34 protein-coding genes and 2 pseudogenes are annotated in these 22380 nt (G+C 55.0%); 16 read left to right on the forward strand and 20 right to left on the reverse strand.

Annotated features, from left to right (window positions below):
* Positions 1 to 27 precede the first annotated feature (27 nt).
* Positions 28 to 336, reverse strand: a complete 309-nt coding sequence (locus BIY29_RS20985) for a transposase (protein ID WP_170158916.1) — start codon at positions 334 to 336, stop codon at positions 28 to 30.
* Between the two features lie 48 nt (positions 337 to 384).
* Here BIY29_RS20985 and BIY29_RS20990 point away from each other — a divergent pair.
* The 3 genes and pseudogenes from BIY29_RS20990 to BIY29_RS10330 all read left to right on the forward strand — a co-directional run.
* Positions 385 to 675 (forward strand): annotated as a pseudogene (locus BIY29_RS20990) (DNA adenine methylase); the annotation flags it as partial.
* 230 nt (positions 676 to 905) lie between these two features.
* Positions 906 to 1830, forward strand: a pseudogene (locus BIY29_RS10320) (DNA cytosine methyltransferase).
* Complete coding sequence (locus BIY29_RS10330) at positions 1830 to 2543, forward strand: hypothetical protein (RefSeq protein ID WP_240630080.1); 714 nt, start codon at positions 1830 to 1832, stop codon at positions 2541 to 2543. The pseudogene BIY29_RS10320 and the gene BIY29_RS10330 overlap by 1 nt, the downstream one beginning before the upstream one ends.
* A gap of 373 nt (positions 2544 to 2916) precedes the next feature.
* On the opposite strand, the gene BIY29_RS10340 is transcribed toward BIY29_RS10330, so the two are convergent.
* The 17 genes from BIY29_RS10340 to BIY29_RS10415 form a co-directional block, all read right to left on the reverse strand.
* Positions 2917 to 3282 (reverse strand): Mor transcription activator family protein, encoded by a 366-nt coding sequence (locus BIY29_RS10340; RefSeq protein ID WP_121575047.1) that lies wholly within the window; start codon positions 3280 to 3282, stop codon positions 2917 to 2919.
* A 10-nt stretch (positions 3283 to 3292) separates the two neighbouring features.
* Positions 3293 to 3715: a gp16 family protein gene (locus BIY29_RS10345; RefSeq protein ID WP_121575048.1), complete on the reverse strand. Its 423-nt coding sequence runs from the start codon at positions 3713 to 3715 to the stop codon at positions 3293 to 3295.
* Positions 3693 to 3893 carry a hypothetical protein gene (locus BIY29_RS20630; RefSeq protein WP_121575049.1) on the reverse strand — a complete coding sequence of 67 codons (201 nt, stop codon included), beginning with the start codon at positions 3891 to 3893 and terminating at the stop codon, positions 3693 to 3695. The genes BIY29_RS10345 and BIY29_RS20630 overlap by 23 nt, the downstream gene beginning before the upstream one ends.
* A 322-nt stretch (positions 3894 to 4215) precedes the next feature.
* Positions 4216 to 4935, reverse strand: coding sequence for a DUF2786 domain-containing protein (locus tag BIY29_RS10355; RefSeq protein WP_121575050.1), 720 nt, complete (start codon positions 4933 to 4935; stop codon positions 4216 to 4218).
* Positions 4925 to 5230: a nucleoside triphosphate pyrophosphohydrolase family protein gene (locus BIY29_RS10360; RefSeq protein WP_121575051.1), complete on the reverse strand. Its 306-nt coding sequence runs from the start codon at positions 5228 to 5230 to the stop codon at positions 4925 to 4927. The genes BIY29_RS10355 and BIY29_RS10360 overlap by 11 nt, the downstream gene beginning before the upstream one ends.
* Positions 5227 to 5418, reverse strand: coding sequence for a hypothetical protein (locus BIY29_RS10365; RefSeq protein ID WP_121575052.1), 192 nt, complete (start codon positions 5416 to 5418; stop codon positions 5227 to 5229). The genes BIY29_RS10360 and BIY29_RS10365 overlap by 4 nt, the downstream gene beginning before the upstream one ends.
* Positions 5419 to 5586, reverse strand: coding sequence for a hypothetical protein (locus BIY29_RS20210; RefSeq protein ID WP_170158917.1), 168 nt, complete (start codon positions 5584 to 5586; stop codon positions 5419 to 5421).
* A gap of 92 nt (positions 5587 to 5678) precedes the next feature.
* Positions 5679 to 6290: a DUF3164 family protein gene (locus BIY29_RS10370; protein WP_121575053.1), complete on the reverse strand. Its 612-nt coding sequence runs from the start codon at positions 6288 to 6290 to the stop codon at positions 5679 to 5681.
* A 13-nt stretch (positions 6291 to 6303) separates the two neighbouring features.
* On the reverse strand, positions 6304 to 6573 hold the full coding sequence (locus BIY29_RS10375; RefSeq protein WP_121575054.1) for a hypothetical protein: 270 nt from the start codon (positions 6571 to 6573) through the stop codon (positions 6304 to 6306).
* Between the two features lie 15 nt (positions 6574 to 6588).
* Positions 6589 to 6855 (reverse strand): hypothetical protein, encoded by a 267-nt coding sequence (locus tag BIY29_RS10380; protein ID WP_121575055.1) that lies wholly within the window; start codon positions 6853 to 6855, stop codon positions 6589 to 6591.
* The gene (locus BIY29_RS10385; protein ID WP_121575056.1) at positions 6856 to 8019 is read right to left on the reverse strand and encodes an AAA family ATPase; all 1164 of its coding nucleotides are present in this window, start codon (positions 8017 to 8019) and stop codon (positions 6856 to 6858) included.
* Between the two features lie 10 nt (positions 8020 to 8029).
* Positions 8030 to 9799: a DDE-type integrase/transposase/recombinase gene (locus BIY29_RS10390; RefSeq protein ID WP_121575057.1), complete on the reverse strand. Its 1770-nt coding sequence runs from the start codon at positions 9797 to 9799 to the stop codon at positions 8030 to 8032.
* A gap of 4 nt (positions 9800 to 9803) precedes the next feature.
* Positions 9804 to 10718 (reverse strand): hypothetical protein, encoded by a 915-nt coding sequence (locus BIY29_RS10395; protein WP_121575058.1) that lies wholly within the window; start codon positions 10716 to 10718, stop codon positions 9804 to 9806.
* Positions 10719 to 10730: 12 nt separating this feature from the next.
* Positions 10731 to 11036 carry a helix-turn-helix domain-containing protein gene (locus BIY29_RS10400; protein WP_121575059.1) on the reverse strand — a complete coding sequence of 102 codons (306 nt, stop codon included), beginning with the start codon at positions 11034 to 11036 and terminating at the stop codon, positions 10731 to 10733.
* Complete coding sequence (locus BIY29_RS10405; RefSeq protein ID WP_121575060.1) at positions 11036 to 11275, reverse strand: hypothetical protein; 240 nt, start codon at positions 11273 to 11275, stop codon at positions 11036 to 11038. Before BIY29_RS10405 ends, BIY29_RS10400 begins: the two co-directional genes overlap by 1 nt.
* The gene (locus tag BIY29_RS10410) at positions 11272 to 11754 is read right to left on the reverse strand and encodes a MerR family transcriptional regulator (RefSeq protein WP_121575061.1); all 483 of its coding nucleotides are present in this window, start codon (positions 11752 to 11754) and stop codon (positions 11272 to 11274) included. Before BIY29_RS10410 ends, BIY29_RS10405 begins: the two co-directional genes overlap by 4 nt.
* Before the next feature lie 55 nt (positions 11755 to 11809).
* Positions 11810 to 12055: a helix-turn-helix domain-containing protein gene (locus BIY29_RS10415; protein ID WP_121575062.1), complete on the reverse strand. Its 246-nt coding sequence runs from the start codon at positions 12053 to 12055 to the stop codon at positions 11810 to 11812.
* 40 nt (positions 12056 to 12095) lie between these two features.
* On the opposite strand from BIY29_RS10415, the gene BIY29_RS10420 reads away from it, so the two are divergent.
* Positions 12096 to 12440 (forward strand): hypothetical protein, encoded by a 345-nt coding sequence (locus BIY29_RS10420; protein WP_121575063.1) that lies wholly within the window; start codon positions 12096 to 12098, stop codon positions 12438 to 12440.
* Between the two features lie 69 nt (positions 12441 to 12509).
* On the opposite strand, the gene BIY29_RS10425 is transcribed toward BIY29_RS10420, so the two are convergent.
* Entirely contained in the window at positions 12510 to 12731 is a 222-nt protein-coding gene (locus BIY29_RS10425) for a DNA-binding protein (RefSeq protein ID WP_121575064.1), read from the reverse strand.
* 94 nt (positions 12732 to 12825) lie between these two features.
* On the opposite strand from BIY29_RS10425, the gene BIY29_RS10430 reads away from it, so the two are divergent.
* The 3 genes from BIY29_RS10430 (at position 12826) to BIY29_RS10440 (ending at position 14174) form a co-directional block, all read left to right on the forward strand.
* The gene (locus tag BIY29_RS10430; protein WP_121575065.1) at positions 12826 to 13167 is read left to right on the forward strand and encodes a helix-turn-helix domain-containing protein; all 342 of its coding nucleotides are present in this window, start codon (positions 12826 to 12828) and stop codon (positions 13165 to 13167) included.
* 230 nt (positions 13168 to 13397) lie between these two features.
* Positions 13398 to 13709 (forward strand): hypothetical protein, encoded by a 312-nt coding sequence (locus tag BIY29_RS10435; protein WP_121575066.1) that lies wholly within the window; start codon positions 13398 to 13400, stop codon positions 13707 to 13709.
* 84 nt (positions 13710 to 13793) lie between these two features.
* The gene (locus BIY29_RS10440) at positions 13794 to 14174 is read left to right on the forward strand and encodes a hypothetical protein (RefSeq protein WP_121575067.1); all 381 of its coding nucleotides are present in this window, start codon (positions 13794 to 13796) and stop codon (positions 14172 to 14174) included.
* Here BIY29_RS10440 and BIY29_RS10445 read toward each other — a convergent pair.
* The gene (locus BIY29_RS10445) at positions 14158 to 14943 is read right to left on the reverse strand and encodes a DNA adenine methylase (RefSeq protein WP_121575068.1); all 786 of its coding nucleotides are present in this window, start codon (positions 14941 to 14943) and stop codon (positions 14158 to 14160) included. The genes BIY29_RS10440 and BIY29_RS10445 overlap by 17 nt on opposite strands.
* Positions 14944 to 15209: 266 nt before the next feature.
* Here BIY29_RS10445 and BIY29_RS10450 point away from each other — a divergent pair, with 266 nt between their 5' ends.
* The 9 genes from BIY29_RS10450 to BIY29_RS10490 all read left to right on the forward strand — a co-directional run bounded on the left by BIY29_RS10450 (position 15210) and on the right by BIY29_RS10490 (position 22354).
* Positions 15210 to 15566, forward strand: coding sequence for a putative holin (locus BIY29_RS10450; protein ID WP_121575069.1), 357 nt, complete (start codon positions 15210 to 15212; stop codon positions 15564 to 15566).
* Positions 15567 to 15568: 2 nt separating this feature from the next.
* The gene (locus BIY29_RS10455) at positions 15569 to 16195 is read left to right on the forward strand and encodes a transglycosylase SLT domain-containing protein (RefSeq protein ID WP_121575070.1); all 627 of its coding nucleotides are present in this window, start codon (positions 15569 to 15571) and stop codon (positions 16193 to 16195) included.
* On the forward strand, positions 16179 to 16622 hold the full coding sequence (locus BIY29_RS10460) for a hypothetical protein (RefSeq protein WP_121575071.1): 444 nt from the start codon (positions 16179 to 16181) through the stop codon (positions 16620 to 16622). The genes BIY29_RS10455 and BIY29_RS10460 overlap by 17 nt, the downstream gene beginning before the upstream one ends.
* A 104-nt stretch (positions 16623 to 16726) precedes the next feature.
* A complete protein-coding gene (locus tag BIY29_RS10465) occupies positions 16727 to 17029 on the forward strand; it encodes a DUF2730 family protein (RefSeq protein WP_240630083.1) in 303 nt (100 codons plus the stop codon).
* Between the two features lie 6 nt (positions 17030 to 17035).
* Positions 17036 to 17332, forward strand: a complete 297-nt coding sequence (locus BIY29_RS10470) for a VpaChn25_0724 family phage protein (protein WP_121575073.1) — start codon at positions 17036 to 17038, stop codon at positions 17330 to 17332.
* A 1-nt stretch (position 17333) separates the two neighbouring features.
* Entirely contained in the window at positions 17334 to 17885 is a 552-nt protein-coding gene (locus BIY29_RS10475; RefSeq protein ID WP_121575074.1) for a phage protein Gp27 family protein, read from the forward strand.
* Positions 17885 to 19585, forward strand: coding sequence for a hypothetical protein (locus BIY29_RS10480; protein WP_240630089.1), 1701 nt, complete (start codon positions 17885 to 17887; stop codon positions 19583 to 19585). Before BIY29_RS10475 ends, BIY29_RS10480 begins: the two co-directional genes overlap by 1 nt.
* Positions 19582 to 21087 carry a DUF935 domain-containing protein gene (locus BIY29_RS10485; RefSeq protein ID WP_205680327.1) on the forward strand — a complete coding sequence of 502 codons (1506 nt, stop codon included), beginning with the start codon at positions 19582 to 19584 and terminating at the stop codon, positions 21085 to 21087. Before BIY29_RS10480 ends, BIY29_RS10485 begins: the two co-directional genes overlap by 4 nt.
* Positions 21074 to 22354, forward strand: coding sequence for a PBECR2 nuclease fold domain-containing protein (locus tag BIY29_RS10490; RefSeq protein ID WP_121575076.1), 1281 nt, complete (start codon positions 21074 to 21076; stop codon positions 22352 to 22354). The genes BIY29_RS10485 and BIY29_RS10490 overlap by 14 nt, the downstream gene beginning before the upstream one ends.
* Positions 22355 to 22380 lie beyond the last annotated feature (26 nt).

The following is a 22380-nucleotide window of genomic DNA, read 5'->3' on the forward strand; positions in this document are numbered from 1 at the left end:
GGATATTTGCTCCCGCCTTCTTCAACTTCACCGCGACTTTTTGTCGTTGTTCATTTCCATGGCAAAGAAGGCTGAAGCCTTTTTTAACAGGTCATTGTCGCTTTGCAACTGCCGCACCTGCTTTTCAAGTTCCTGTATCCGCCGTTGTTCCGGTGTTATCGCACTGGCTAGTGGTGTATCCCCGCGTATCTCTCCACGATACTGCCGTAGCCAGCGCTGGAGGGTTGAAAGGCCAATATTCATTGTTTCAGCAGCCCGGAGCACCGGGTAGTTGTGCTGAATAACCAGATTGACGCATTCCTGTTTGAATTCATGGGTAAACGTTTTTCTTCGCATTTTCACCTCGTTAGTGTTGCTCATTATACCTCTAACAAAGTGTCCAGAATGATTAGACCATTACACTTTCCTGAACACGAAATACGGTTGTTTGCTGAAAAGGCGAATGACACGGCAACTATCTTTATTTGTGCCGATTTTAAAGAAACATTGCTGGTTCATACCGAGCCAGGTTTCGTAATTTACTGCGATCCTCCCTATTTACCTGCTAGCGAAACGGCCAATTTTACGCAGTATCACACCTCATCCTTTACTTCGGATCATCATCGTGAGTTGGTTGAATTGCTATGGGGCGTCCACCGCGAGACCGCTGCACCAGTGGTTATCTCAAATAGCGATACGCCCGCTACACGCGAAATTTACCAGCATTACCAATTTCATGAGATTAGCGTTTCCCGTTCTTTGGGGGCCTCTGCTGCTTCACGTAAGAAAGCAGGAGAGGTAATCGGTGTGCTGAATAAGGTGCGCCACAGCCGGGAGTATTACCGCCGCGCAAAGATTTCGGCCAAGTTTCGCAAAGAGACTGCTGCCATCCGTAATCAAGCCTTTGACGATGGGATGCCGTTCTGATGGCGGCTTACTACAACGAGATCGACCCCTTTGCAGCCCAATGGCTGCGCAATCTTATTGCCGCTGGCCATATCGCGCCGGGGGATGTTGACGAGCGATCAATTGAGGATGTGACACCTGATGACCTTAGAAACTACACGCAATGCCATTTCTTTGCCGGGATCGGCGTCTGGTCATACGCCCTGCGCCGAGCGGGATGGCCGGATGATAAACCTGTCTGGACGGGATCGTGCCCTTGCCAACCTTTCAGCGCGGCAGGCAAGAAAGGCGGGTTTGCTGATGAGCGGCACTTATGGCCCGCTTTCCATCACCTCATTAACCAGTGTCGGCCTACAGTTGTCTTTGGAGAACAGGTTGCAAGCAGCAACGCTGATGCATGGTTCGACCTTGTACAATCTGACGTGGAAGCAATGGGTTACGCCTATGGGCTTGTCCCGTTTCCGTCTGCGGGCATCGGTGCGCCGCACGTCAGAGAGCGCGCCTATTGGGTGGCCGACTCCAACAACGAGCAACGATCGTTATCCATGCCCGCAGGAAGCGATGCGGAACTATCGAGAGAACGGAACAAAAATTCAGAAGCGTTTGCAGGATGTGGCAGCACTGACACGCTGGCCGACGCCAACTGCGACGGATTACAAGGGGGGACTATCAGGGGGGACGGATGCGCAACGGGAAGTTGAGCACGGATCGTCTGGATGTTGCAGCACAGTTAGTCAGCCCTTGCAGGTTAACGGTTTTTGGCGTGATGCAGATTGGCTCTCCTGCCGGGATGGAAAGTGGAGGCCAGTTGAACCCGGCACATTCCCGCTGGCTTATGGGATTACCAACCGTATGGGACGACTGCGCGCCTATGGAAACGCCATCAACGCGGAAGCGGCCAAAGCGTTCATAGCGGCATTTCTTGATGTTCGGCGGGGTAATTAATGTCCGAGCAATGGGCCTACCCCTGGAACGCGCCGCGCCCCGCGATCTCCGCGTATCAGGGGATCGCTGACTCCCTTCCTTCTCTGGCGGTAAATACTACCGAGCCGCATCCCGTCGTCGAGAATCACCTTAAGCGGCTGGTATCACGCGCTGCTTTCTCCGATCTGGATTTCGATCAGGCCGTCGCGAGGCTGGACTATTTAGAGCCTAATGCAACATTGCTGACGATGCGCCGCCGGTTCGCTGAAGCGGTGCAGGCAGAGCATCTGGCGGCATTAAAAAACTGGATGGAAACGCCGGAAGGAGTGGAAGCCCGGTTGCGCGAACAGCCGTTTTTTATCCGTGATACCTACCGGCAAAAAATAGAATGGCTGCGCACCAACCGCGAACCGCGACACGTCAGCGCCTTTTTCATGGGAACCGTGAAAAAAGCCCTGCTGCGTCTGGATGCCGTACGCACAAAACAGGGCGTGCGCGATGGTTTTGTGTCAGAACTCGCGAGCTACTGGCGGGCGCGCTGGGCGCATCTGGCCGAATTCACCAGGCGTGAAGTAATTAACGCCGGTCATGCTATCGCTGCCAGCGTCGCGGAAATGTTTGAAACTGAATGCGGTAATACTTCACCGGAAGATCTGACAAATGACGAGATCCAGGCGCTTTTTTGGCATATGGGGCGAGAAATACTGGCGCTGCGGGTTACTGATCAGAAGTGAGATAAACAACTAGGAGAATCTGAGATAAATGGGATTTAGTGAAACCTTTGGGGATTTATCGGGACAGATTACTGTAATCACCTTTCACATACTGTAAAAGAAACAAGGGCAGAAAATTTAGCTCTTCTACCCTTAATTTTACGGTGGGGCTAGTTTCTGTCATAGGCCCAACCGAGCCTAAATATCACGAATGGCACGATCAGTACGACGAAAAAAAACCGATAATCTTTTGTCGTAGGAATTAGGTCAGAAACATAGCCAATTTTGAATATGCTGACCGCTCTTGAGTCGTTCTTACGAGTCGTGTACCACAACTCAGTCGATACACCAAAACCCATAATAAAACGATTGATGGTAACTGTTTTATCCACAATCATTTCCCCTCATCGTCGAACAGATCCAGACCAGGTTGTCGGCTTTTCATCACCCGCTTGTGGACTCGGTGAATCAGCTTTCGCAGGCCACGTTCGGTGATGCCGTATTTTGAGCTCAGTTCGGCCCAGTTGTTGCCTTTATGCTCGTTGTAAATCTGTAGATCACGAACCGCCAGCTTATAGACATAGTCACGCGGGAACGTGAAATTTTGTCCGCCAAAGTGCTCGGCCAGAAAATTAGCGACGGCGAGGCCCAACTGTTCGGCGTGTTCAACGGAACAACCATAATCGGTCGCAGTCTCTGCAACGTGATCGGCCAGCTCAGACAGCAGCTTATGGCGCTTCTCTTCCATCGTCGTGATCATGATTTACCCCTCACTCAACAGACTGGGCCTTGCGTTCGCGGGCCTGCCATTTCTTTAGTGATTCGATAACACGGCTGGCCTGGTCTGTGCTGAGCCAGTCCAACCGCCCGACGCCTGTGATCCTGTGCGCATACGCATTGATTGCACGTTCAGAACTGTCCCGAATGTAGCCCTCATCGGCCATTTCAAGCCATAGCGCACGTATTTTCTTAGACTGTGCGTCAGTGGCTGTGATCTTATGAGGCTTGGCACTTTTTACTTTAAAACCCAACTGCTTCATTGCATCTAAAACCTGTTGCAGTTGCTGATCGGTCATATCCTTAGTGCTGTTGACGCCAGCATAGTTAATCAGGAACTGGCGATAGGTATCGTCATCCAGTTTGCGATCGCGTTTTGCAACGTGGATGAGTTTAACGAGTTGGTTTCTGTTCATCGCTATCCTCCCGCCAAACAGTACCGCATGTAAGAACTGTCTCTGGGCGACGCTCATGTATCGCCTCCAGAACCAAATGGCATGACTCCTCTGTCAGATAAATATCATCCGAGACAGGCAACGCCTCGCAAGCATCAAAACCACAGGTTGAAACAAGCAATACAAAGCCAATGATCACGCGTCACCCCCGCAGTTGCTGCACAAATCCTCTGCCACCCAATAACAACCCGATCCGCAGGCACAATCCCATGTGCAGCCACATACGCGGCATGACTGGGAAAGGTCTGGCGTAACCAGAAATTGACCTTTTTCATATACTGTTACTACTGTTACGGGCTTTACTTGGGTAATAACCAGCTTTTGCAGATTGCCGAAAACCTTCCGGCCTACGCTCTTTACCGCCACGACGGGGTCATAGGTGCATGACGCCGTTTTACCATTACCCCGCGCAAAATAAGTACCGTTAGTAAGGCGAACGGAGACCTCTATGGTTACTGACATTATTCAGCCCTCCCAATCCGTACTACCGGACCAGCACCATTGACGCCGTGATGAATATTGGCGTTTTTCCCGGCGATGAATCCGACTACTCTGGACTCATCCGTACCCCTTGCCTTGTTTGCGCTCCTGCCTCTGGTGGTTTCCAGCTCCAGCCGATCTTTTAATCGCTTGTCGTAGGCTGCCATCAGCGTTTTTTCAGCATCCGAAGCCACAAAATCCTGAATGACCTGATAAACTCCTTGCGCCCATCCCTCACAAAAATTGTCAGCCCTTGCCGTTTTTGTGGTTGTTTTGATGTTTTTCCTCATGTTGGCAATAAATTCGCGGCGAGCCTTCATTAATTGTCGCGACAGAACGTCAAACGCATACGCCGCTACCTGCGGGCGTTCGTTAGGTCCAAAAAAAACGACGATCCGCTTTGTTGATATTGAGTCTGGAGCAAACGAGATATAGCAATTCACGCCAAATACACGCCTGATTAACTCCGCAAGATTCAACATATATTTGGGAGGTGTATTGGCTTGAGATGGTGCCGATTTACTGCTGGCCTCATTAATTTCCATCAGGTCAACGTCGGTGGCTGTCACCCCATGCTGGTGCATCAGTGCTTGTGCCTGCCGCATTGCATTAGCCGCCTCGCCGGCGTTCGTCGTCCGCCTGGCTAGGTTCAACAACTTTTTAATCCGCTGCAGGTATTTTTCTTTTTTGCTATTCGACATATTCCACCCCCAGCTTTTCGGCGAGCGCCTGCAACTGGCGCTGTTTGGCCACCTCGATGAGCGTGTCCATCCCGGCAAAACGGTACTGTTCGATCAGAATTTCCACGGTAGCCATTCGTTCGGCCAGAGAAACGGCGGTATCGGTGCCGTTTCTCTCGTGGTAGGCGGTTACGCACAGGTCGGATGTTGCCTCTATTAATGAAAGAGCACGTTCATCCATGCTTTTGCGCAGCGTTAATTTCTGCGTTGTCAGACCGTATAAATCATTACGCGTATTAACGATGGTTGCGCTCATGATTCATCGCCCTCCGACAGAACTTCCAGATCGCCAGTGGGAATAAATGCACCATACGCCTGGGCGCAGTACGGACAGGTCAGAATCAGGTCAACGCCCCAGGTGCCGTCGTCGGCCTGGGAGATGGTGGCCTGTTCCTGTTCGAGTTCTTCAACCTCGTTCTTGCAGCGTTTGCAGGTTAGCGACATTTATAGTTCCTCCGACTTGGGGTCTTTACGCAGGATGTTGATCTCGTTCTCTGCGTTTTTCAGTGTACGCAGCGCCAGTTCAGTGGTGTTTTCCTGAATCTGACGGGTCGCCAGGCGGATAAATTGCGCCGTTTTTTCCAGGCGTTTTACGGGTGATACGTGGGCCATAATCATTCTCCAAAATAGTGTTTATGCTGAATTACGGGTGCAGAATTCCCCGGCATTGACGCCGAAATAAAAGAAAAATCATGTTTAAATAATCAAATGGCGGCGATATCCAACGGGATATTAATTAATTTTCCCGATTCGTCTTTTTCCCGAAAATTAATATAGGTTTTCGATACAGCAACCAGTAATGATTCGGAAATTGCCTCCATTGCCTTCTTCCAGCGCTCATCGTCAATTTTTACCCGCCGCAGGGATAAAATGCGGGTGGTGCTGAGGTTGCCTTCTTTATCAACCTGAAACGCGTCAGAAATTAGCGCCAGTAGTTTGTCGTTGGCTCCCTCTGACCATTCCTTTACACATTCATCAATCAGGTCTTTGGCAACTTGCAGCTCAGGGCCGAAGACCAGAGAGTCCTGCACCTTGATGCTGATTTGCTTGCTGCCGTCAAAGCTGGAGAATGTCACATTGCCCTTAGCGCCGCCGCGAGTACGTCCGTATTTTTCGGCAATCAGATCCAGCCAGGCGTAGCAATCATCGAACGCCCGTTTTTTGAAATCGCGTAGTTCAGCGCTTTTCAGTTTTGCGGATTTGATGGCGTCATTAACAAACGAGTCCATCGCCAGATCGTAATCAGAAACATGACTAATCGGCACTAGGCGCCCTTTGCGGTCAGTCATATATTCGTCTTTATTAATTTCAGACATCGTTATTTCCTCATTAATGGAGAGATTCAGACCAGATAATTCGGCAACCATGCTGTTCAAATTCGCCCTGGCGAAACCTGCCGTTGCTGTCGCAACCAATCACCACGTAACGGGCCACACCGCTGTTAATCAGCTTTTCGCAGTGGCCGTTTCTGGCTATGCGAATAAGTGGTTTACTGCCTTTAATCATCACGCTTTGCACGGTAGCGTTCATTGCACGCAATGAAACCATCACGTCTTTGATATTGGCTAATTGCTCATTGATATTCGGAATAGCTTTCATTATTGGCTCCATATATTAATGCACAGCCTTTTTCTGCATTTCTTCTACGCTGACCGAATGGCTGATATTTACCCCCAGCGCAGTCAGCATCTTTATCATCTCCTCCTGCGACTGTTTGATGGCCGCTGGCAGGCTGTTGACAATATGCTGTGTCGTCAGCGCGATGATGTTCGAATCCTTGGAATCCAGCGCGTATGAAATACTGACGCCGGACAGTACGTGTTCGCAATTGCCCTCGACTTTATTCATCACCGGGGAAATCTGGATAACGATAGTGGCCATTTAAACCCCCTTAACCACATCGGCATTCACCACCGGCACACCGATATCAGCGGCCAGATTCATCGCGGCGATCAGCAGATTGCCGACGGCCAGTGGGTACAGCAGGCTGACGATGCTTTTACGTCCGCCGACCTGATTACTCAGCCGGGCGCGGATGGCGTCGATCGCGCTGGCGTCCAGCACGTCCGCCAACTGCTTGCCCGCCCGCGTGAATTTGAACTGGAGGTAATCCTCCAGCGCGTTATCCAGCGGCAGCAGTTCGACCACTTCGCAACGCTGGACGACTTCGCGCACCTCCATATTGCGCTCGGACAGCTTCACCGCCAGTTCCTGCTGGCCGATTAGCACGATGGAAATCAGCTTTTTAAACCCGCTTTCCAGCTCAAAAAACCTTTTCAGGTGCTTGAGCGTGGGGATCGGCAGGCTGTGGGCCTCTTCAATCACAAGAACATGGCTATAGCCTGCCGCGCAGCTCTCTTTCAGTACACGGTGCAACTGGCGGAACCGTGCGTCCTGACTGCGTTTAATGCCCTCCAGCGGTGCGATAGTGCTGATTATTGCCTCCGCGATCGCCGCTGCCTTCAGCGTCTTGCCCTTGACGTCGTTGTCCTCCATCGCCAGCACATACGGCTCGATAACGATAATCGGGGCGTTTTCGCGGTTAATGCGTTCAATCAGATCCCGGCGCAGTGTGGATTTACCCGCCCCGGACTCGCCAATCACCGCCATAAAGCCGCCGTGACGCGCAGTCTGATACAGCGCTTCACGCACATAGCGGATATCCGGCGTGGTAAATACATCCTCCGAGCCTTGCAGATCGTCGGCGAACGGGTCGCGGAACAGCCCGAACGCCTTTTTTGCCGCTGGACGCAGCACCTGTTTTTTCAGTAGCATATTTTCGTCCTCTTCATTTGCGTGTAGCGGGACACCGGTACCGGCAGCGGCCTCATCCGCAGCCGGTACCACCTCAAATGCCCCTGTTGGATCGATACCGCGACCAGACAACTCGCGGGTGATATTTTGCCGAATGCTGTCGGCGTTTCGTTTCGGCCAGATGCCGTGATTAACCAGTTGCGCGATAGCCGGCTGCGATATGCCCGCCGCAGCGGCGAGCGCGCCCTGATTGATACCGTGTGCCGCCATAATGTGTTTCAGTTGCAGCATGTTTCCTCCCTTAGCGTATGCCGACGGCATTAGCGGCGGCCGGTGCGACCATCAGTGCACTGACAACTGTCTCGATATCGTCAGCCGATATGCCGTCGGGGTATTGCGCGACCAGTTGCCGGTAATGCTGCGCCGTCCAGGGCTGTCCCTTTGATGACAGTCGCTCGCGCAGTTGCTTGGCGGCTTCGACATGAGTGAGTGGGCGTTGCTCGATACGCGGGCCGCGAACGTTCGACGCCGTGCCGCGTTTCGGCAGGTAGGCGGGTAACGCGGCGTCATCAATTGTGCGGTATGGGTCGAATTGCCCGCCGAACGGCACAGCCTTAGCTTTGCGCGATGCAACTGCCGCCTCTGCTGAATCCGTGCCCGTCACCAGTTGTTCAATCTGCTGGTTAACGTGCTGGGTTACTGTGTCAGCCGGTTTCTTGTAACTTTCGCCGATGATCGCGGCATTCGTTGAGAAGCCGAATTCGTTCTCTGCCACCTCTTCGATAAGATGAAATACTTCGTGGCCATCTTCGCCAGTCAGCACTATCTGTGCCGCGTCTGTACGCCACGGATTACTTGTGACCATGACAGACTCGCCAACCATGACGGACGGCACCGTTGACACATCGTACTTGCGGCCCTGAAACGAGATTTCGAGCGTCGGCTGAACCTTGCGGCGTTCCGGCGCAGCGATGGCCAGTTCGCGGCAGATGTCCACAGACGGCGCTTTAATCAGTTGTTCAGTTGTGATGCGCAGCCAGATGTCGTTCCGTGTTTGGCCGTGGCGGCTGTGTATCGCCGTCGCGTTAAAATGGCTGCGCCAGCGCGCCGCCATTGCGTTCAGTTCGTCCAGGCTGCTGACCGCGACGAACTTTAGCCCCGGTTCGAACTTGCGTTCGATAATGTCACGGGCTTTCTCAACCTGCCCGGTAGCACGGGCATTCCCTGCTCTGTGGGCGATGATTTCAATGCCCAGGGATTTGCACAGATTGCGCGTCATGGCGGCGGTGTTGGCCGAGCCTGGGTCCATAAACAGCACTTTAGGTACGCCGTGCAATACGTCAGCGCTGCCGCGCTCTTGCATCGCATTGATTAGTACCGAACAGAGGTTTTCGCCGGATTCCGCGCCCATCACATACTCAACGTAAATCCAGCCGCTGGTGTGATCGGTGATCTCGTAGCTCCATACCCGGTCATTCGCTATCCGCGCCAGATTTTTGGGCTTGTTTTTATAGAACTGGTCACTGTTCATTACTTGCAATCCCGTCGTTTTCTTGCCGTTTTGCAGGTAATACAGGGTGCAGAGCGAGGCATCAATCAGCCAGACGTGATTCGGATGCAGGCTGGCCAACCGCGTGCTGGGTTCCGGCGCCATCAACTGATCGGGGTGAACGCCGTAGCCGCGCATCGCGCGGATAATGGCGCTTTCCGATAACGGACGAATCTCGCCGGTAGCCTGATCGATGAATTCGGCGGTGATCATGTTGTTTGCCCGCAACTCCGCGACGGCGTCGGCAACCGAATACAGGCGTTTGCCGTTCTTACGGGTAGACTCAGTCAGCAGCGCGGAAATGGTCAGCGCCTCCTCGCGGGATAGCGCGGTTTTGCCGGCATCGGCGCGGCGTTTGCGGGGCAGTTTCGGCCGTATTTCGCCGAGTTTTCTTATCAACGTGGCGCGCGACATGTGTAACTCCTCGCAGGCGGCCTGATAAATCGGCTCTTTATTGCCATGTCCGGCGGCGTCAACAGCCGAAGCAATACTAACCAGACGATCAATTAATACCGGGTTCATCGCTTTAATCTCCTTTTACCCAATCCGGTACGGTGTCGCCCGGCTGATAGTCAGGCAGATTGAACTGCTGGCGCAGATCGCTAAACTGGAGTTGCAGGTCGTTAAGGATGCCGGTCATTAAACCCATGTGATTGATGCCGGTGCGTTCTGTGTGTTCAGCCAGAGCGGTAAAACCGCTTCTCAGTTCAACCAGCGCGCCAACCACACCGTTTTTAAACCCGGCGACCTCGGTTTCGAGCGCCTGGCCTTCGGTATCCGGGGTTTCGGTGGCTGAGCGGCGCGTCAGGCGGATCTTTAAATCGTCGGTCTGGTCTTTGAGAGCGTTGATTTCGTCTTTTTTCTCAGCCAGGGTTTGGCGGCTGATTTCCAGATCTGTTCTCAGGTCTTCTTTTTCTTTGGTGTGTTTGGCGATCATTTCTTCCGCCAGTTCCAGTAGCGCAGCCTTATCACCGTCTCTGGCGACCTCGATCAGCGCGGTTTTCTGGTCTTCGGGCAGGCGCCGAAACTGGCGCAGTTCGCGGTAGCCAATGCCCATGCGGGACATGGATTCGAGGGCTTCCTCGCCAAAGGCGCGAAGGTTGGCGATGTCTTGATTGGCCTTTTCATCGGAGACGCCGAGTAATTCGCAGAACTCTTGCCATGTACCTAAAAACTCCAAACCGTTTGGACTTTTTTTACCTTTGAGATTGCGGTACAGCTTGTTTTCTTTGACAAATGCTAATTTGGAACTCCAAACCGTTTGGGAAAATTTGCCAAACGCTTCGGCCATCTGCGCCTGCCCCAGCAACTGGTTCAGCAGGTCACGTTCGTCATGCATTTCACTGCTGATCGTGGCCATCAGGTTCTGCGTATTCTCCAGTTCCGGGTTTAACTGTGCGTCCGGGACTAATTCGGCGTGTTGGGTTTTGGTTCGTGCCATCGTTACTTATCCTTATCGGCTGCCAGCCAGAACGCGCTGGTTTAATTCATCAATACGACCCTGCGCGCGGGCGATTTCATTGCTGTGCGCTACCGCGATCTGCAACACTTGAACGCTCAGAGCAAAGCGGCCGTTATCCAGTTTTTGCGCCAAACCTTCGTCAATCAGGGTATTCAGCGCCCGGTTGATATTGGCGGGTGATTCATTCAGGGATTTCGCCAGATCGCTGTTGGATACGCCGTTCAGCGTATGGCCACGCAGCGCCTTAAGCACGCGCAGGATGCGGCCACCAGAGCTGGATGTGTTGGGCTTGTTCATTAACGCGCCTCCATTGGATGCAGAAAGCGGGAAACCTCATAGTCGGAAAGATGCACAGGGCCGTTATCGTCAGGGCCGTTCAATCCGCCAAATACATCAACATTGATAACTGTCTGTCCCTTGCGGCCATATGCAGTAGGCATGCGACTGACTACCGTGGCGCTGAGTAGCTCAGTAGATTTTCCCAATGTAGGCTGTAATAAAACGCGCATACCGGGTTTTAGAGCGCTAGGTTTCATTGTTCAAGCTCCAGTTGAGGGTTGGCGTGGGCCTTCACGTTGCCGTGATGCCAGGCGACGCTCTGTAAATGGTTGGTCAACGCCTGTACGGTGTTGTCCTGCGTTGCCCGACCGGCGTAAAAATCGGTCAGCAGTTTCATGGCATCGGCAAACGAACCATGCAGTTCGCTGACGTCCGTCGCCTGCAAGGCGCGACCGGTGGGGATGTCGATCAGCAATTTGCCGCCGCTGGCGGCGATCCAGCGGGTGACATAGTCGATACCGCAGGCGGCTTCATATGGGCGGATCAGGTTGGCGGGCATGCGGCCATTTTGCAGCCATTTGTATAACGTCCAGTGGTCGGACAATCCCATCAAATCGGCAACCTGTTCTACCGAACGGTTCAGGCGCGCGCGGGCATGGTCCTTGCACAGTTCCAGCGCGTTACGTAGGCCACTGGGCTGGATACGTTTCCAATTGCAGCGTGTGGTTGGAATCATCGCTGTCGTCCCCTTAATAACTGGTTCCAAACAAAAACGTTTTGTGGGTCTGGTGCTAACCCGGTTGACCGCCTGACAATAGCGGCTCGTTGCCATCGCCGGGCCGTAAACCCAGCGCAATGGCGATACGCCGGTTTTTGCCGCGCAGACCGCGCTGTCTGCTGCCCTGTAGCAACTGCGCCACGGTTTCACGGGGTACGCCGTGCAGACGGGCAAACTCGCTTTGACTGATACCGTGGGCGATCAACCATTCCCGTGCCGATGCCGGGGTTTGCGGATACGGAATGTAAATACGATTCATATCTGCTACCCTTTGTGTGATTTTATGGAGGCCAACAACCATGCGCGAAAGCGAATTGGAACTGCGGCGAGAAATCGCCGAATTGCGCGCCAAAATCGAGGTGGTCGACGACTGGGCGACCGGGATGCAGCGAGTGCTGGCCGATGTATTGCCGCCGCTGCTGCGCGGTCATCCGCAAATTGCCCAGATCCATCAGCGGTTGCAGGCCGCCGATCGGCGCTATGAAGTGTTGCAGGCTGACCCGTCAGCGGCAGAGCCGGGCGTTCGTGCCGGCCTGTATGAACCCGGTAGGGTGCTGTATCGCTTGTTTGGCATTTATGGCGTGTGGTCGGATGTTGATCCTGACGCAAGCACTGATAAATCTTCCGGGCCTGATCGACCGTGAATAGCCGCTGGCCGTTGCAGCGGGTTGATTCCGTAATCAACGCGCGAATGAACTGCTCTTCGGTGGTGTTCATGCGGCGATCACCCCGTCCTTGAGCCCCAGGGTCACGGCGATGCGGTGCGACTCTCCGAAGCGGCATTTATGCCGGGGTGAGACGTCGTCGTCGTTCAGGATGTTGTAAACCAGGTTGGCGTTAAAACCGTATTTGCGCGCCAGTTCTGAGGTTGCTATGCCCTGACGGGCCAGTTCGGATTTAACCTGGGCACGGGTTTTGATGGTTCGTTTTGTCATGGCGTTTGCTCCACTGGCTGTGTACAAATTTGGCTGGTTGTTTAACTGTGTGATGTGATTATGGGTACAATTGTACCCATTGTCAAGGTGGGTTATGGGTTCATTTGGTGACAGGTTAAAAGCAGAGCGAGAACGGCTTGGTATGAACCAGACGGATTTCGCAGAATTGGCGGGGACTACTAGGAAGTCTCAGTTTAATTACGAGTCAAATTTGAGGCGACCCGATGCTGACTACTTAGCTGCCGTAGCTGCTGCGGGAGTTGATGTTCTGTATGTATTAACAGGGCAACGGTCTATGCCTGTTGAATCACAGCTGTCTACTGAGCAGCAGCGGCTACTGGAGGCATTTAATACAATGACGCCGGAGCAGAAAAAAACAGTACTCGACGTTGGTCGGCTCCTTACCCAGCCCAAACCAGACGGTAAGGCCGGCTGATGGTGAACAGCCCCGTATTCGGGGCTCTCCCAGTGCCAGGGGACCACCTTATTCGCAATACGATAACAACGATAACGTGTATGATTTTCAAGCATGTTTAGATAAACGAAAAAACAAACCTTCGCTTGATTCTTTTGATTAAACACAGCGGCAGTTTTGCTTCTGGGTAATTGGCAGGATGCCGCTATTAAACCAATAACCGTTGGTTTAATAATAAATAAGGGGTAAATATGAATTATTTTAGTACAGGAATGTTCTCTTTATTTCTCTTGATTCTCTCAGGCTGCGCTTCCAGTGGGCGTGATTTCAACGAATCAGCCATAACACAGTTACAGCCGGGCATTACCACGCTAATGGATGCTACAGCGCTGCTTGGCTCTAAGCCGGTCCAGACTGTTAACCGCGCCGATGGGTACTCAGTTTCTTTCTGGCGTTATATTCAAGTGAATGGAGTAGTTGCTACCACTCATCAGAAAGAAGTTGGGTTGGTTTTTGGCCCTGATGGTCATTATGTGCGAGTGTTCCATCAGGTAAGCCAATAAAAAATCAACCCCTTCGGGGCGTAATCAATAAAACCGATTAAAAATCGGGTTAATTTTTATTTCATTATATAGCAAGGAGCTAATATGCATTATTCCCGTCTGGGATTACTCTCTTCAATATTTTTTCTCCTTACCGGATGTGCCACAAAACAGTATCCCATCGCCACGCCGATTCTGCCTGAAGAAGCCAGTGCAATGGGCTGCAAGGATCTCGACCGCGAGATCGCCCATGTGAAAAGTATTCAGTATCAAATTGAGAGAACGGGCGAGTTTAATGGCCGTACTGTGCTGGGCTTTTTAGGCGATTTTGGTATCGGTAACGGCATTGCAAAATCTGATGCCCGTGACCGGGCACGCGATCGCGAGCGTCAGCTTTATTCGCTGAAAACCGAGAAATGCCGCGTTATCTATTCAAATGGAGAGAATTATCCGGGTCCGAACGATAAACCTATCGGCACGGACTAAAATTACCAATAATCAATTCCCGTTGCCGGGCATTCGCTCGACCCGCTCCCTGTAGCGAATAGTGGATATCCACGCCCTCAAAGGGCAGCCCGGCAAAGACTTCTCGCATTTCCGGGATATCGTTCACTGAAATAATCATCCTCCCCTTTATCGTTTTCGCCAGATCCGCCAAAATCTGATAGTTTTCAAACTCGAACGCCACGCCGTAGCCTTCCGTCCCCCAGTATGGCGGATCGCAATAGAACAGCGTATGGGGCCGATCGTACTTCTCTACGCATCTATCCCAGGGCATATGTTCAATGCATGTTCGTGCCAGCCGCAAATGCGCCTGCGACAACTCCTCTTCAATGCGCAGCAGATTAAGACGTGGCGGACTGGTGGTCGCCGTGCCGAACGTCTGCCCCTCCAATTTTCCGCCGAATGACTGTTTTTGCAGATAATAAAACCGCGCCGCTCGCTGAATATCCGTCAGCGTTTCAGTCGGCGTGATTTGCAGCCAGCGATACATCTCACGGCTAACCAGCGACCATTTAAACTGGCGGATAAACTCTTCCAGATGGTGCTGGATCACCCGGTACAAATTCACCAGTTCGCCATTGATATCGTTTAGCACTTCCGATTTTGCAGGGGATTTCATAAAAAACAGCGCCGCCGCGCCGCAGAACGGTTCGACGTAGCAGGTGTGTTCGGGGAATAGCGGCAATATTTGTTTGGCCAGCCTGCGTTTTCCGCCCAGCCAGGGAAAAAACGGGGTGTATGTCGATTTCATCTACTGTAAGCCTTTTTCACATAGTGAAAATAAATTAAGCTGAATCTGTCTCGCGAGACGGACTGAGCCTCGGTTAGCTCACAGGTGTGTTCTGTGGGTTGACGGCCTGCCCGGTGTTGGCGCACTGGGCGGGTCGCTCTTTTCCCGCCCATTTTGATCGCAATCGCCACTCGGTTAATCTGCCCGAGGGCAAATTACATTCACCGCCCCGCATCCCACAATGGCCCCTGATCTATCGACTTATTTATCGTATCAGGGAGCTTCCCATGTCCGTATTAACCAAAATTCAGCGCCAGCGACTGTTGGGCTGGCTGATTGCCGCCGTGGTATTGCTGATCGTTATCGCGTTGACATCGCCGCAGCAGTTAGGCATCACCGTCTACAAACTCTCGCTGGTATCGCTGGCCGCCGTGCTGGGCTACCACCTCGACCGGGGATTATTTCCGTATGCCAGCCCCGGCAGTTACCTGCGCCACGACTGGAAAACCACTGCCGCCTATCAGGGGGAGGAACAGCCGGAGTTTCCCATTGTGCCAGGATTTGAACTGGTGTTCGCCGCCGTACTGCTGCGCCGGGCGGTGATTGTGCTGGCGGTGGTGCTGGGCGTGACGCTGGGGCTATGACGATGCGCCGGCTACTGTTGTTATCGCTGTTGCTCGCGTCCTGCCATGCCGTGCCGGTACAGGCGGATATTCCGCCCAATGCCGAACGCTATCAGCGAGAACTGACGCGCAACGCTCGCGTTATCTGGGGACTGGATGCGCCGGTGGCTACCTTCGCCGGGCAGATCCATCAGGAGTCGCAGTGGAAAACCAACGCAAAATCGCCGGTCGGCGCGCAGGGACTGGCGCAGTTTATGCCCGCCACGTCAAAGTGGATTGCCGATATCTATCCCGCCGAACTGGGCGCCAACCAGCCGTACAACCCGTCATGGTCGCTGCGTGCGCTGGTGCAATACAACCAGTGGCACTGGCGGCGCATCACTGCTGCCGGCGATTGCGACCGCATGGCGTTTACGCTGTCGGCCTATAACGGCGGGCTGGGCTGGGTGCAGCGTGACCGCAAGCTGGCAGCGCAACGCGGTCTGGACAGTTCCCGCTACTGGGATCAGGTCGAGCGGGTCAACGCTGGCCGCTCCGGCGCCAATTTCCGCGAGAATCGCGGCTATCCCGATCGCATTATTCACCGCTGGCAACCGCTGTATGTCGATGCCGGCTGGGGACTGGGGGTGTGCGATGAGCACCGTGATTAGGGCTGTCTGGGGTGCGATTTGGCCGTACCTGCTGGCCACCGCAGTAGCGGTGGCGTGCTATCAACTCGGCAAGCGTGACGGGCGCACCGCCGTCAGTCTGGAAACTTCACAGGCGACCGCCATCGCGGCGGTCAAAACACTCACAGAATTCGCCGACGGCACCCGCGCGCTGATCGGCAGCGCCAACAAAGCCAGCGCACGCCTGGCGCAACAAATCAACGCCCGCCAGGAGGCGGACGAACAATCAACGGAGGCCATCCGTGACACTCTCAAAAAAACCGCCGCTAATCGTGTTAACTGCGTGTTTGACGCTGACGTCATGCGGCAACTCGCCGCCGCCCGTGAGCGTGCCGCAACCGCAGCAACCGCTGGTCTTACCGGCGCAACTGGCGGTGCCGTGCGAACGGCCGGTGGCGGCAGCCAGTAACGGCATGGATGACCTGGCGATCGCGCAAAAACAGTTATACGACCAGTACGGTATCTGTGCCGGACGGTTGTTTGAGGTTATCAAGTGTACCCAGGGAGGCAATTGTGGGGATAAATGATCTGAGTTTTAACTGGCAGTTTCTGCAATGGGCGGTGATGGCTGTCGTCGGGGTTTATACCTGGCTGATAGGGCGTCAGTCCGCCAGTCAGAAGGAGTTGCTGGAGTTGCGTACGCGTATCACCACCCTGGAAGCGCAGGTCGCGCAGGTGCCGACACAGTCTCAAATCACCGAGCTAATCAGCAAGTTGAGCCACACCCAGGCGCAATTATTGGGCATGAGTGAGCAGATTGCCGCGATATCCCGACGCACTGAAACCATTAATGATTATTTGTTGCAGACTAAGTGAGGCGCTATGAAGTACCAGGATTTTCTGCGTGAGGACAGGCGGCTGGTCATTCTGCGCATTCTGTCTGAACTGCCGGGCTATCGCGCCAACAGTTCGCTGATCTACAGCGCGCTGGTGCAGTTCGGCCATTCGCCCAGCCGCGATCAGGTCAAATCGGAACTGCGCTGGCTGGAGGAACAGGGGCTGGTGTCCATTGAAGACGTCGGACCGGTATTGGTCGCCACCGAAACCGAGCGCGGCGCCGACGTCGCAGCTGGTCGGGCGACCGTTCCGGGAGTAAAACGCCCTGGCGCAGGGGGTTGATATGGGGCGTAAATCCAGTATTCACCGTCTGCCTGCCGATATCCGATCTCATATCGAGCGCCGGCTGCGCGAGGATGCTCTGACGCTCGATGAGCTGATTGCCGATCTGCACGAACATTTTCCCGATGTCGAAGTCGCGCCGAGCCGCAGCGCGTTAGGCCGCTATAAGCAGTCGTTTGAGCAGGTTGTATCCCGCATGCGCGAGCAGGACCAGATGGCGCGTCTGTTGGTCAGTGAACTGGGCGAGAACCCGGACGAGCGAGCCGGGGCGCTGATGGTGCAGGCCGTCACCACGCTGACGGCTCATGCATCGTTTGTGGCGCAGAATGAAGAAAACCCGGATATCGATACCGTGCGCCATCTGGCGCGCGCCGCCAAAGATGTTTTGCAGGCGCGTAAAGCCTCGCTGGATGAGCGCCGGGAAATTGAACGTGCCGCACGAGAGCGGCTGCTGCGCGAACAGCAGGATAATCTGCAACAAGTGGCCAGTGCTCAGGGGCTAAGTGAAGATCAGGTCCAGTTCTGGCGCGAACGCGTGCTGGGGATCAAGTGATGAACGAACCCCAGGCGATGAAGCCGCTGGCATCCACGGTACGGGTCGTCGAATGGGACGAACTGCCGCCGCGCGCCCGCGATATCCCGTTTGCCTTTAACCCGCTGGCTGACGGCGTATTGATGGCGCACCAGGTCGAATGCCTGAAATTCAACGTTTCTATCCTCGCCGTTCCCAAAGGCCGACGAACCGGCATTACGTTCGCCTGGGGGCTGAATTCCACCCTGATAGCCGGTGCCCGCAAATCCGCTGGCGGCAACAACGTTTATTACATCGGCGATACAAAAGAGAAAGGGCTGGAGTTTATCGGCTACGTAGCCAAGTTTGGCCGCGTCATCGCCCAGCAGCAGGCGCAGGCCATCTCCAGCATCGAAGAGTTTCTATTTGAGGATCAGGACGAACAGGGAAACACCCGCCAGATAACCGCCTATCGCGTGCGGTTCGCCAGCGGTTTTCAGGTCACGGCGCTGTCGTCCCGCCCGGCTAACATTCGCGGGCTGCAAGGCGTGGTGATTATCGATGAGGCCGCGTTCCATCCGGACGTTCAGGGCGTGCTGGATGCCGCCACCGCGCTATTGATTTGGGGCGGAAAGATTGTGGTGATCAGTTCAGAAAATGGCAAGAACAACCCGTTCTACCAGTTTCATAGGGATATTGAAAATGGGCGATACGGTGAGGATGCAGCGGTGTTTAGGGTGACCTTTGATGATGCCGTCGGCAATGGTCTGTTTGAGCGTGTCTGCATGATGAAAGGAGAGACGGCAACGGTTGAGGACAAACAGGCGTGGTACGCCCGTATCCGCAATGCCTACGGTCCGCGCAAGGCGGCGATGCGTGAGGAACTGGACGCTATTCCGCGCGACGGCAACGGCATCTGTATTCCAGGCGTTTGGATCGAGCGGGCCATGCCGGAGGAGCGGCCGGTCATTCGCCTGGTGTGTGATGATGAATTTATCAACATGAGCGAACTGGAGCGCCAAAGCTGGGGCGAAGACTGGATAGACCGCAACTTACGTCCGGTGATGGCCGAAACGCTAAACCCGGAATGCCGTCATGTATTCGGTATGGACTTTGCGCGGCACCGGCACTTCTCGGCGTTAATGCCAGTGGCCATCATGCCCAACCTGCTGCGTGATGTACCGTTTTTACTGGAACTGAACAACGTACCGTCTGCATTACAACAGCAGATTTTATTCTGGTTTATCGACCATCTTCCTCGCCAGTCCGGCGGCGCGATTGACGCCACCGGCCCCGGCATGGTGCTGGCCGAATACGCCGCCGACCGCTATGGTCGCCCCCGTATCGCTGAAATATCGTTAAATCGCCAGTGGTACGGCTTGTGGATGCCGAAATTCACCGGGCTATTTGAAGACTCAATGATTGTATTGCCGCGTGATGAAAACACCGCACAGGATTTGCGGGCGGTGGAGACTATCGACGGCGTGCCGATGGTCGCCCGCCTTGAGCGTAAAGACCTAAAAGACCCCGAACTGGTGCGCCACGGCGACGTCGCTATCGCCGGGTGCCTGGCAAACTACGCTGCGCTCAATCTGGCATCGGAGATTGATTTCCAGTCTTCGGGGGTACGCGATATTTACCATCAGTTGGATGGCTATGGCGCGACGTCCGGTGGCGGCGAAATAACGGATGCCGGGTTTGGCACGGTGCGCGGTCTGAATGATTTTGGAGGGTTTATATGAGTCTGTGGAGCCGAATGACCGGAAAAATAAAACGTCCGAAATTGGGCCAGCAAATCGCCAGTACCGGCGACGGCCGCGATATCACCCGCCCCTGGGTCGGCGCTCTGGCGCTATCGGATGACAGCGTACTGCGCCATCGCGGCGCGCCGGATTTGCAGATTTACCGCGAGGTGCTCAACGACGACGAAGTCAAATCATCCTATACCCAGCGCCAGGACGCGGTCATTTCCCGCGAGTGGAAAATTGATGCCGGCGGCGAACGCCCGATCGATATCGAGGCCGCCGAAGCGATGCGTGAACAGATTGATGCGGTCGGTTGGGATCGCGTCACGCGACTGATGCATTACGGCGTGTTCTACGGATACGCCCCCGCTGAACTGATCTACGGCACCCGCGCTAACTTATTGTGGGTGGATGATATTCGGGTGCGCGACCGCCGGCGTTTTCGCTTCTCTCCTGGAGGCGAACTGCGGCTGCTGACGCCCGGCAATATGTTTGCCGGCGAACCCTGTCCGCCGCCGTATTTCTGGCATTTCTGCACCGGCGCCGACCACGACGATGAACCCTATGGTCTGGGACTGGCGCACTGGCTGTACTGGCCGACGTTTTTTAAACGCAACGGCCTAAAATTCTGGATGATCTTTCTGGATAAATTCGCCATGCCAACAGTGGTGGGTAAACACCCGGAAGGCGCTACAGAAGAGCAACGGCGCAAACTGCTGGAACTGACGCGCGCCATCGCTGCGGATAGCGGTGTGATCATGCCGGAAAAAATGCTGGTCGAATTGCTGTCCGCCGCCCGCTCCGGCACGGCGGATTATCAATCGCTGTACAACGCGATGAATGAGGCCATTCGCCGCGTCACCGTTGGGCAAATATCCAGTTCCGGCGGCGCCAGCAAAGGGATCGGCGGCGATGAGTCTCTCCAGGCCGATATCCTGAAATCCATCGCCAAATCCGACGCCGATGTGATCTGCGAAAGCTGGAACCGTGGGCCGGGCGCCTGGTTGACCGAGCTGAATTTTCCCGGCGCCGCCGTGCCGCGCGTCTATCGGGTATTTGACGAACAGGAAGATTTGGCCAAACGCGCCGAACGCGACAAAAACATTACCGAAACGACAGGCTACCGGCCGACGCTGGCCAGCGTGATTGAAACCTACGGCGGCGAATGGGAGCCCAAACCGGTCGAGACACCGCGTCAGCCAGCCGAGCCTGCCGCCCCGGTGCAATTGGCCGAATCAAGCACCGAGCCGGACGCGCCCGCGCTGATGGCGCAGCGGTTGAACACCGAATTGCAACCCGCCACCGATACCTGGATAAACCAGATCCGCGAATTGGTCGATAGCGTGGAATCGCTGGAGCAGCTGCGCGACGAACTGGTGACGTTGCTGCCTAACATGTCGCTGGACGATTACGCCGCCGCGCTGGCGCAGGCGTTGTCGGCCGCGCACCTGGCGGGTCGCAGCGATATCGTCGAGGAGGCGGCGGATGGCGACGACTAACGCCAGCTACGGCACCCTGCCGTTCTCCGAGCAGATTGCGTTTTTCCGCCGCAAACTGGCGCTGCCGACTACCGGCTGGACGGATATCTACAATGCCGAGCACGACTGGGCATTTGTGGTGGCCGGCGCCAACCGCAACGACCTGGTGAGCGATTTTCAACAGGCGGTAGACCGTTTCATTGCCGAGGGGCGCACGCTGGCGGATTTTCGCCAGGACTTTTCGTCCATCGTTGAGAAACACGGCTGGAGCTATAACGGCGGGTTCGGCTGGCGCACGCGGGTGATCTACGACACCAATCTGCGCGGCAGCTATCAGGGCGGACGCTTCGCTCAGTTGATGGAACACCGCGAGACCATGCCGTACTGGGAATACGTTCACAGCGACGCCGTCGAGCATCCCCGCGAGCTGCACCTGGCGTGGGACAGCATGATCCTGCGCTGGGACGATCCCTGGTGGACAACGCATTTCCCGCCCAACGGCTGGGGCTGTCAGTGTACTGTGCGCGGCCGCTCCGAATCGTGGATGAAACGCAATGGGCGCAGCGTCGATACCGCGCCGGAAATCGTCTGGGAAGATCGGACGATCGGCCAGCGCAGCATCAACGGCTCCTACACCGTGCGGGTGCCGCAGGGTATCGATCCGTCGTTCGAGCATACGCCGGGGCGCTCAAGGCTGGACGGCCAGACGCCGCCGCCCCGCAATGATGACCCGCTGAGCGACAATCCGGCCAGTATGAGCAGTGCCGGCGCGCCGGGCGTTCCCAGCCGGACGCCATCGGATGCGCTACCCACGCCGCGCCCGGCCAGCGCCGAGCGGCTGCTGTCTGCCGGGCTAACCGATCGGGAGTACGCTGCCGCGTTCCTGGGCGAGTTCGGCGCCACGCTGGAGCAGCCGGCGATATACCGCGACGTGGTCGGAGAGCCGCTGGTGGTTGGCTCGGCGCTGTTTACCGTACGCAAAACCGGGGCGCTCAAAATCAGCAAACGCGGCCGCGAACGGTTTTTATTACTACTGGCCGATGCTATCCGAGAACCTGATGAAGTCTGGACGCGTATCGAATGGATGGCGGCACGCAACGCTGCCATTGTCCGACGCCGCTATATCGCCCGGTTTGATATCGACGATACAACAACGCCCGCATTGGCGGTCTTTGACGTCGGCGCTGATGGTTGGACGGGCGTAACAACATTCGCGCCTGATGACGCGGATTATCTTGATGGGTTACGGATCGGTGTACGAACATATCGGCGAGATGAAAAAGCGTAACCCGACCACCGCCACAGCCGGGTTAC

The organism is Brenneria alni (genome assembly GCF_003666245.1).
GTDB lineage: Bacteria > Pseudomonadota > Gammaproteobacteria > Enterobacterales > Enterobacteriaceae > Brenneria > Brenneria alni.

Bases quoted from the DNA above. Each gene is read 5' to 3' on its own strand.
- BIY29_RS10380 (WP_121575055.1), bottom strand. From the start codon at position 6,855: ATGGCCACTATCGTTATCCAGATTTCCCCGGTGATGAATAAAGTCGAG.
- BIY29_RS10425 (WP_121575064.1), bottom strand. From the start codon at position 12,731: ATGACAAAACGAACCATCAAAACCCGTGCCCAGGTTAAATCCGAACTG.
- BIY29_RS10480 (WP_240630089.1), top strand. From the start codon at position 17,885: ATGAACGAACCCCAGGCGATGAAGCCGCTGGCATCCACGGTACGGGTC.
- BIY29_RS10430 (WP_121575065.1), top strand. From the start codon at position 12,826: ATGGGTTCATTTGGTGACAGGTTAAAAGCAGAGCGAGAACGGCTTGGT.
- BIY29_RS10460 (WP_121575071.1), top strand. From the start codon at position 16,179: ATGAGCACCGTGATTAGGGCTGTCTGGGGTGCGATTTGGCCGTACCTG.
- BIY29_RS10485 (WP_205680327.1), top strand. From the start codon at position 19,582: ATGAGTCTGTGGAGCCGAATGACCGGAAAAATAAAACGTCCGAAATTG.
- BIY29_RS10365 (WP_121575052.1), bottom strand. From the start codon at position 5,418: ATGTCGCTAACCTGCAAACGCTGCAAGAACGAGGTTGAAGAACTCGAA.
- BIY29_RS10455 (WP_121575070.1), top strand. From the start codon at position 15,569: ATGCGCCGGCTACTGTTGTTATCGCTGTTGCTCGCGTCCTGCCATGCC.
- BIY29_RS10450 (WP_121575069.1), top strand. From the start codon at position 15,210: ATGTCCGTATTAACCAAAATTCAGCGCCAGCGACTGTTGGGCTGGCTG.
- BIY29_RS10410 (WP_121575061.1), bottom strand. From the start codon at position 11,754: ATGATTCCAACCACACGCTGCAATTGGAAACGTATCCAGCCCAGTGGC.
- BIY29_RS10405 (WP_121575060.1), bottom strand. From the start codon at position 11,275: ATGAAACCTAGCGCTCTAAAACCCGGTATGCGCGTTTTATTACAGCCT.
- BIY29_RS20985 (WP_170158916.1), bottom strand. From the start codon at position 336: ATGCGAAGAAAAACGTTTACCCATGAATTCAAACAGGAATGCGTCAAT.
- BIY29_RS10445 (WP_121575068.1), bottom strand. From the start codon at position 14,943: ATGAAATCGACATACACCCCGTTTTTTCCCTGGCTGGGCGGAAAACGC.
- BIY29_RS10340 (WP_121575047.1), bottom strand. From the start codon at position 3,282: ATGATCACGACGATGGAAGAGAAGCGCCATAAGCTGCTGTCTGAGCTG.
- BIY29_RS10370 (WP_121575053.1), bottom strand. From the start codon at position 6,290: ATGTCTGAAATTAATAAAGACGAATATATGACTGACCGCAAAGGGCGC.
- BIY29_RS10375 (WP_121575054.1), bottom strand. From the start codon at position 6,573: ATGAAAGCTATTCCGAATATCAATGAGCAATTAGCCAATATCAAAGAC.
- BIY29_RS10440 (WP_121575067.1), top strand. From the start codon at position 13,794: ATGCATTATTCCCGTCTGGGATTACTCTCTTCAATATTTTTTCTCCTT.
- BIY29_RS10355 (WP_121575050.1), bottom strand. From the start codon at position 4,935: ATGTCGAATAGCAAAAAAGAAAAATACCTGCAGCGGATTAAAAAGTTG.
- BIY29_RS10390 (WP_121575057.1), bottom strand. From the start codon at position 9,799: ATGAACCCGGTATTAATTGATCGTCTGGTTAGTATTGCTTCGGCTGTT.
- BIY29_RS10345 (WP_121575048.1), bottom strand. From the start codon at position 3,715: ATGAACAGAAACCAACTCGTTAAACTCATCCACGTTGCAAAACGCGAT.
- BIY29_RS10400 (WP_121575059.1), bottom strand. From the start codon at position 11,036: ATGAACAAGCCCAACACATCCAGCTCTGGTGGCCGCATCCTGCGCGTG.
- BIY29_RS10420 (WP_121575063.1), top strand. From the start codon at position 12,096: ATGCGCGAAAGCGAATTGGAACTGCGGCGAGAAATCGCCGAATTGCGC.
- BIY29_RS10360 (WP_121575051.1), bottom strand. From the start codon at position 5,230: ATGAGCGCAACCATCGTTAATACGCGTAATGATTTATACGGTCTGACA.
- BIY29_RS10395 (WP_121575058.1), bottom strand. From the start codon at position 10,718: ATGGCACGAACCAAAACCCAACACGCCGAATTAGTCCCGGACGCACAG.
- BIY29_RS10470 (WP_121575073.1), top strand. From the start codon at position 17,036: ATGAAGTACCAGGATTTTCTGCGTGAGGACAGGCGGCTGGTCATTCTG.
- BIY29_RS10415 (WP_121575062.1), bottom strand. From the start codon at position 12,055: ATGAATCGTATTTACATTCCGTATCCGCAAACCCCGGCATCGGCACGG.
- BIY29_RS10385 (WP_121575056.1), bottom strand. From the start codon at position 8,019: ATGCTGCAACTGAAACACATTATGGCGGCACACGGTATCAATCAGGGC.
- BIY29_RS10490 (WP_121575076.1), top strand. From the start codon at position 21,074: ATGGCGACGACTAACGCCAGCTACGGCACCCTGCCGTTCTCCGAGCAG.
- BIY29_RS10435 (WP_121575066.1), top strand. From the start codon at position 13,398: ATGAATTATTTTAGTACAGGAATGTTCTCTTTATTTCTCTTGATTCTC.
- BIY29_RS10475 (WP_121575074.1), top strand. From the start codon at position 17,334: ATGGGGCGTAAATCCAGTATTCACCGTCTGCCTGCCGATATCCGATCT.
- BIY29_RS10330 (WP_240630080.1), top strand. From the start codon at position 1,830: ATGTCCGAGCAATGGGCCTACCCCTGGAACGCGCCGCGCCCCGCGATC.
- BIY29_RS20210 (WP_170158917.1), bottom strand. From the start codon at position 5,586: ATGGCCCACGTATCACCCGTAAAACGCCTGGAAAAAACGGCGCAATTT.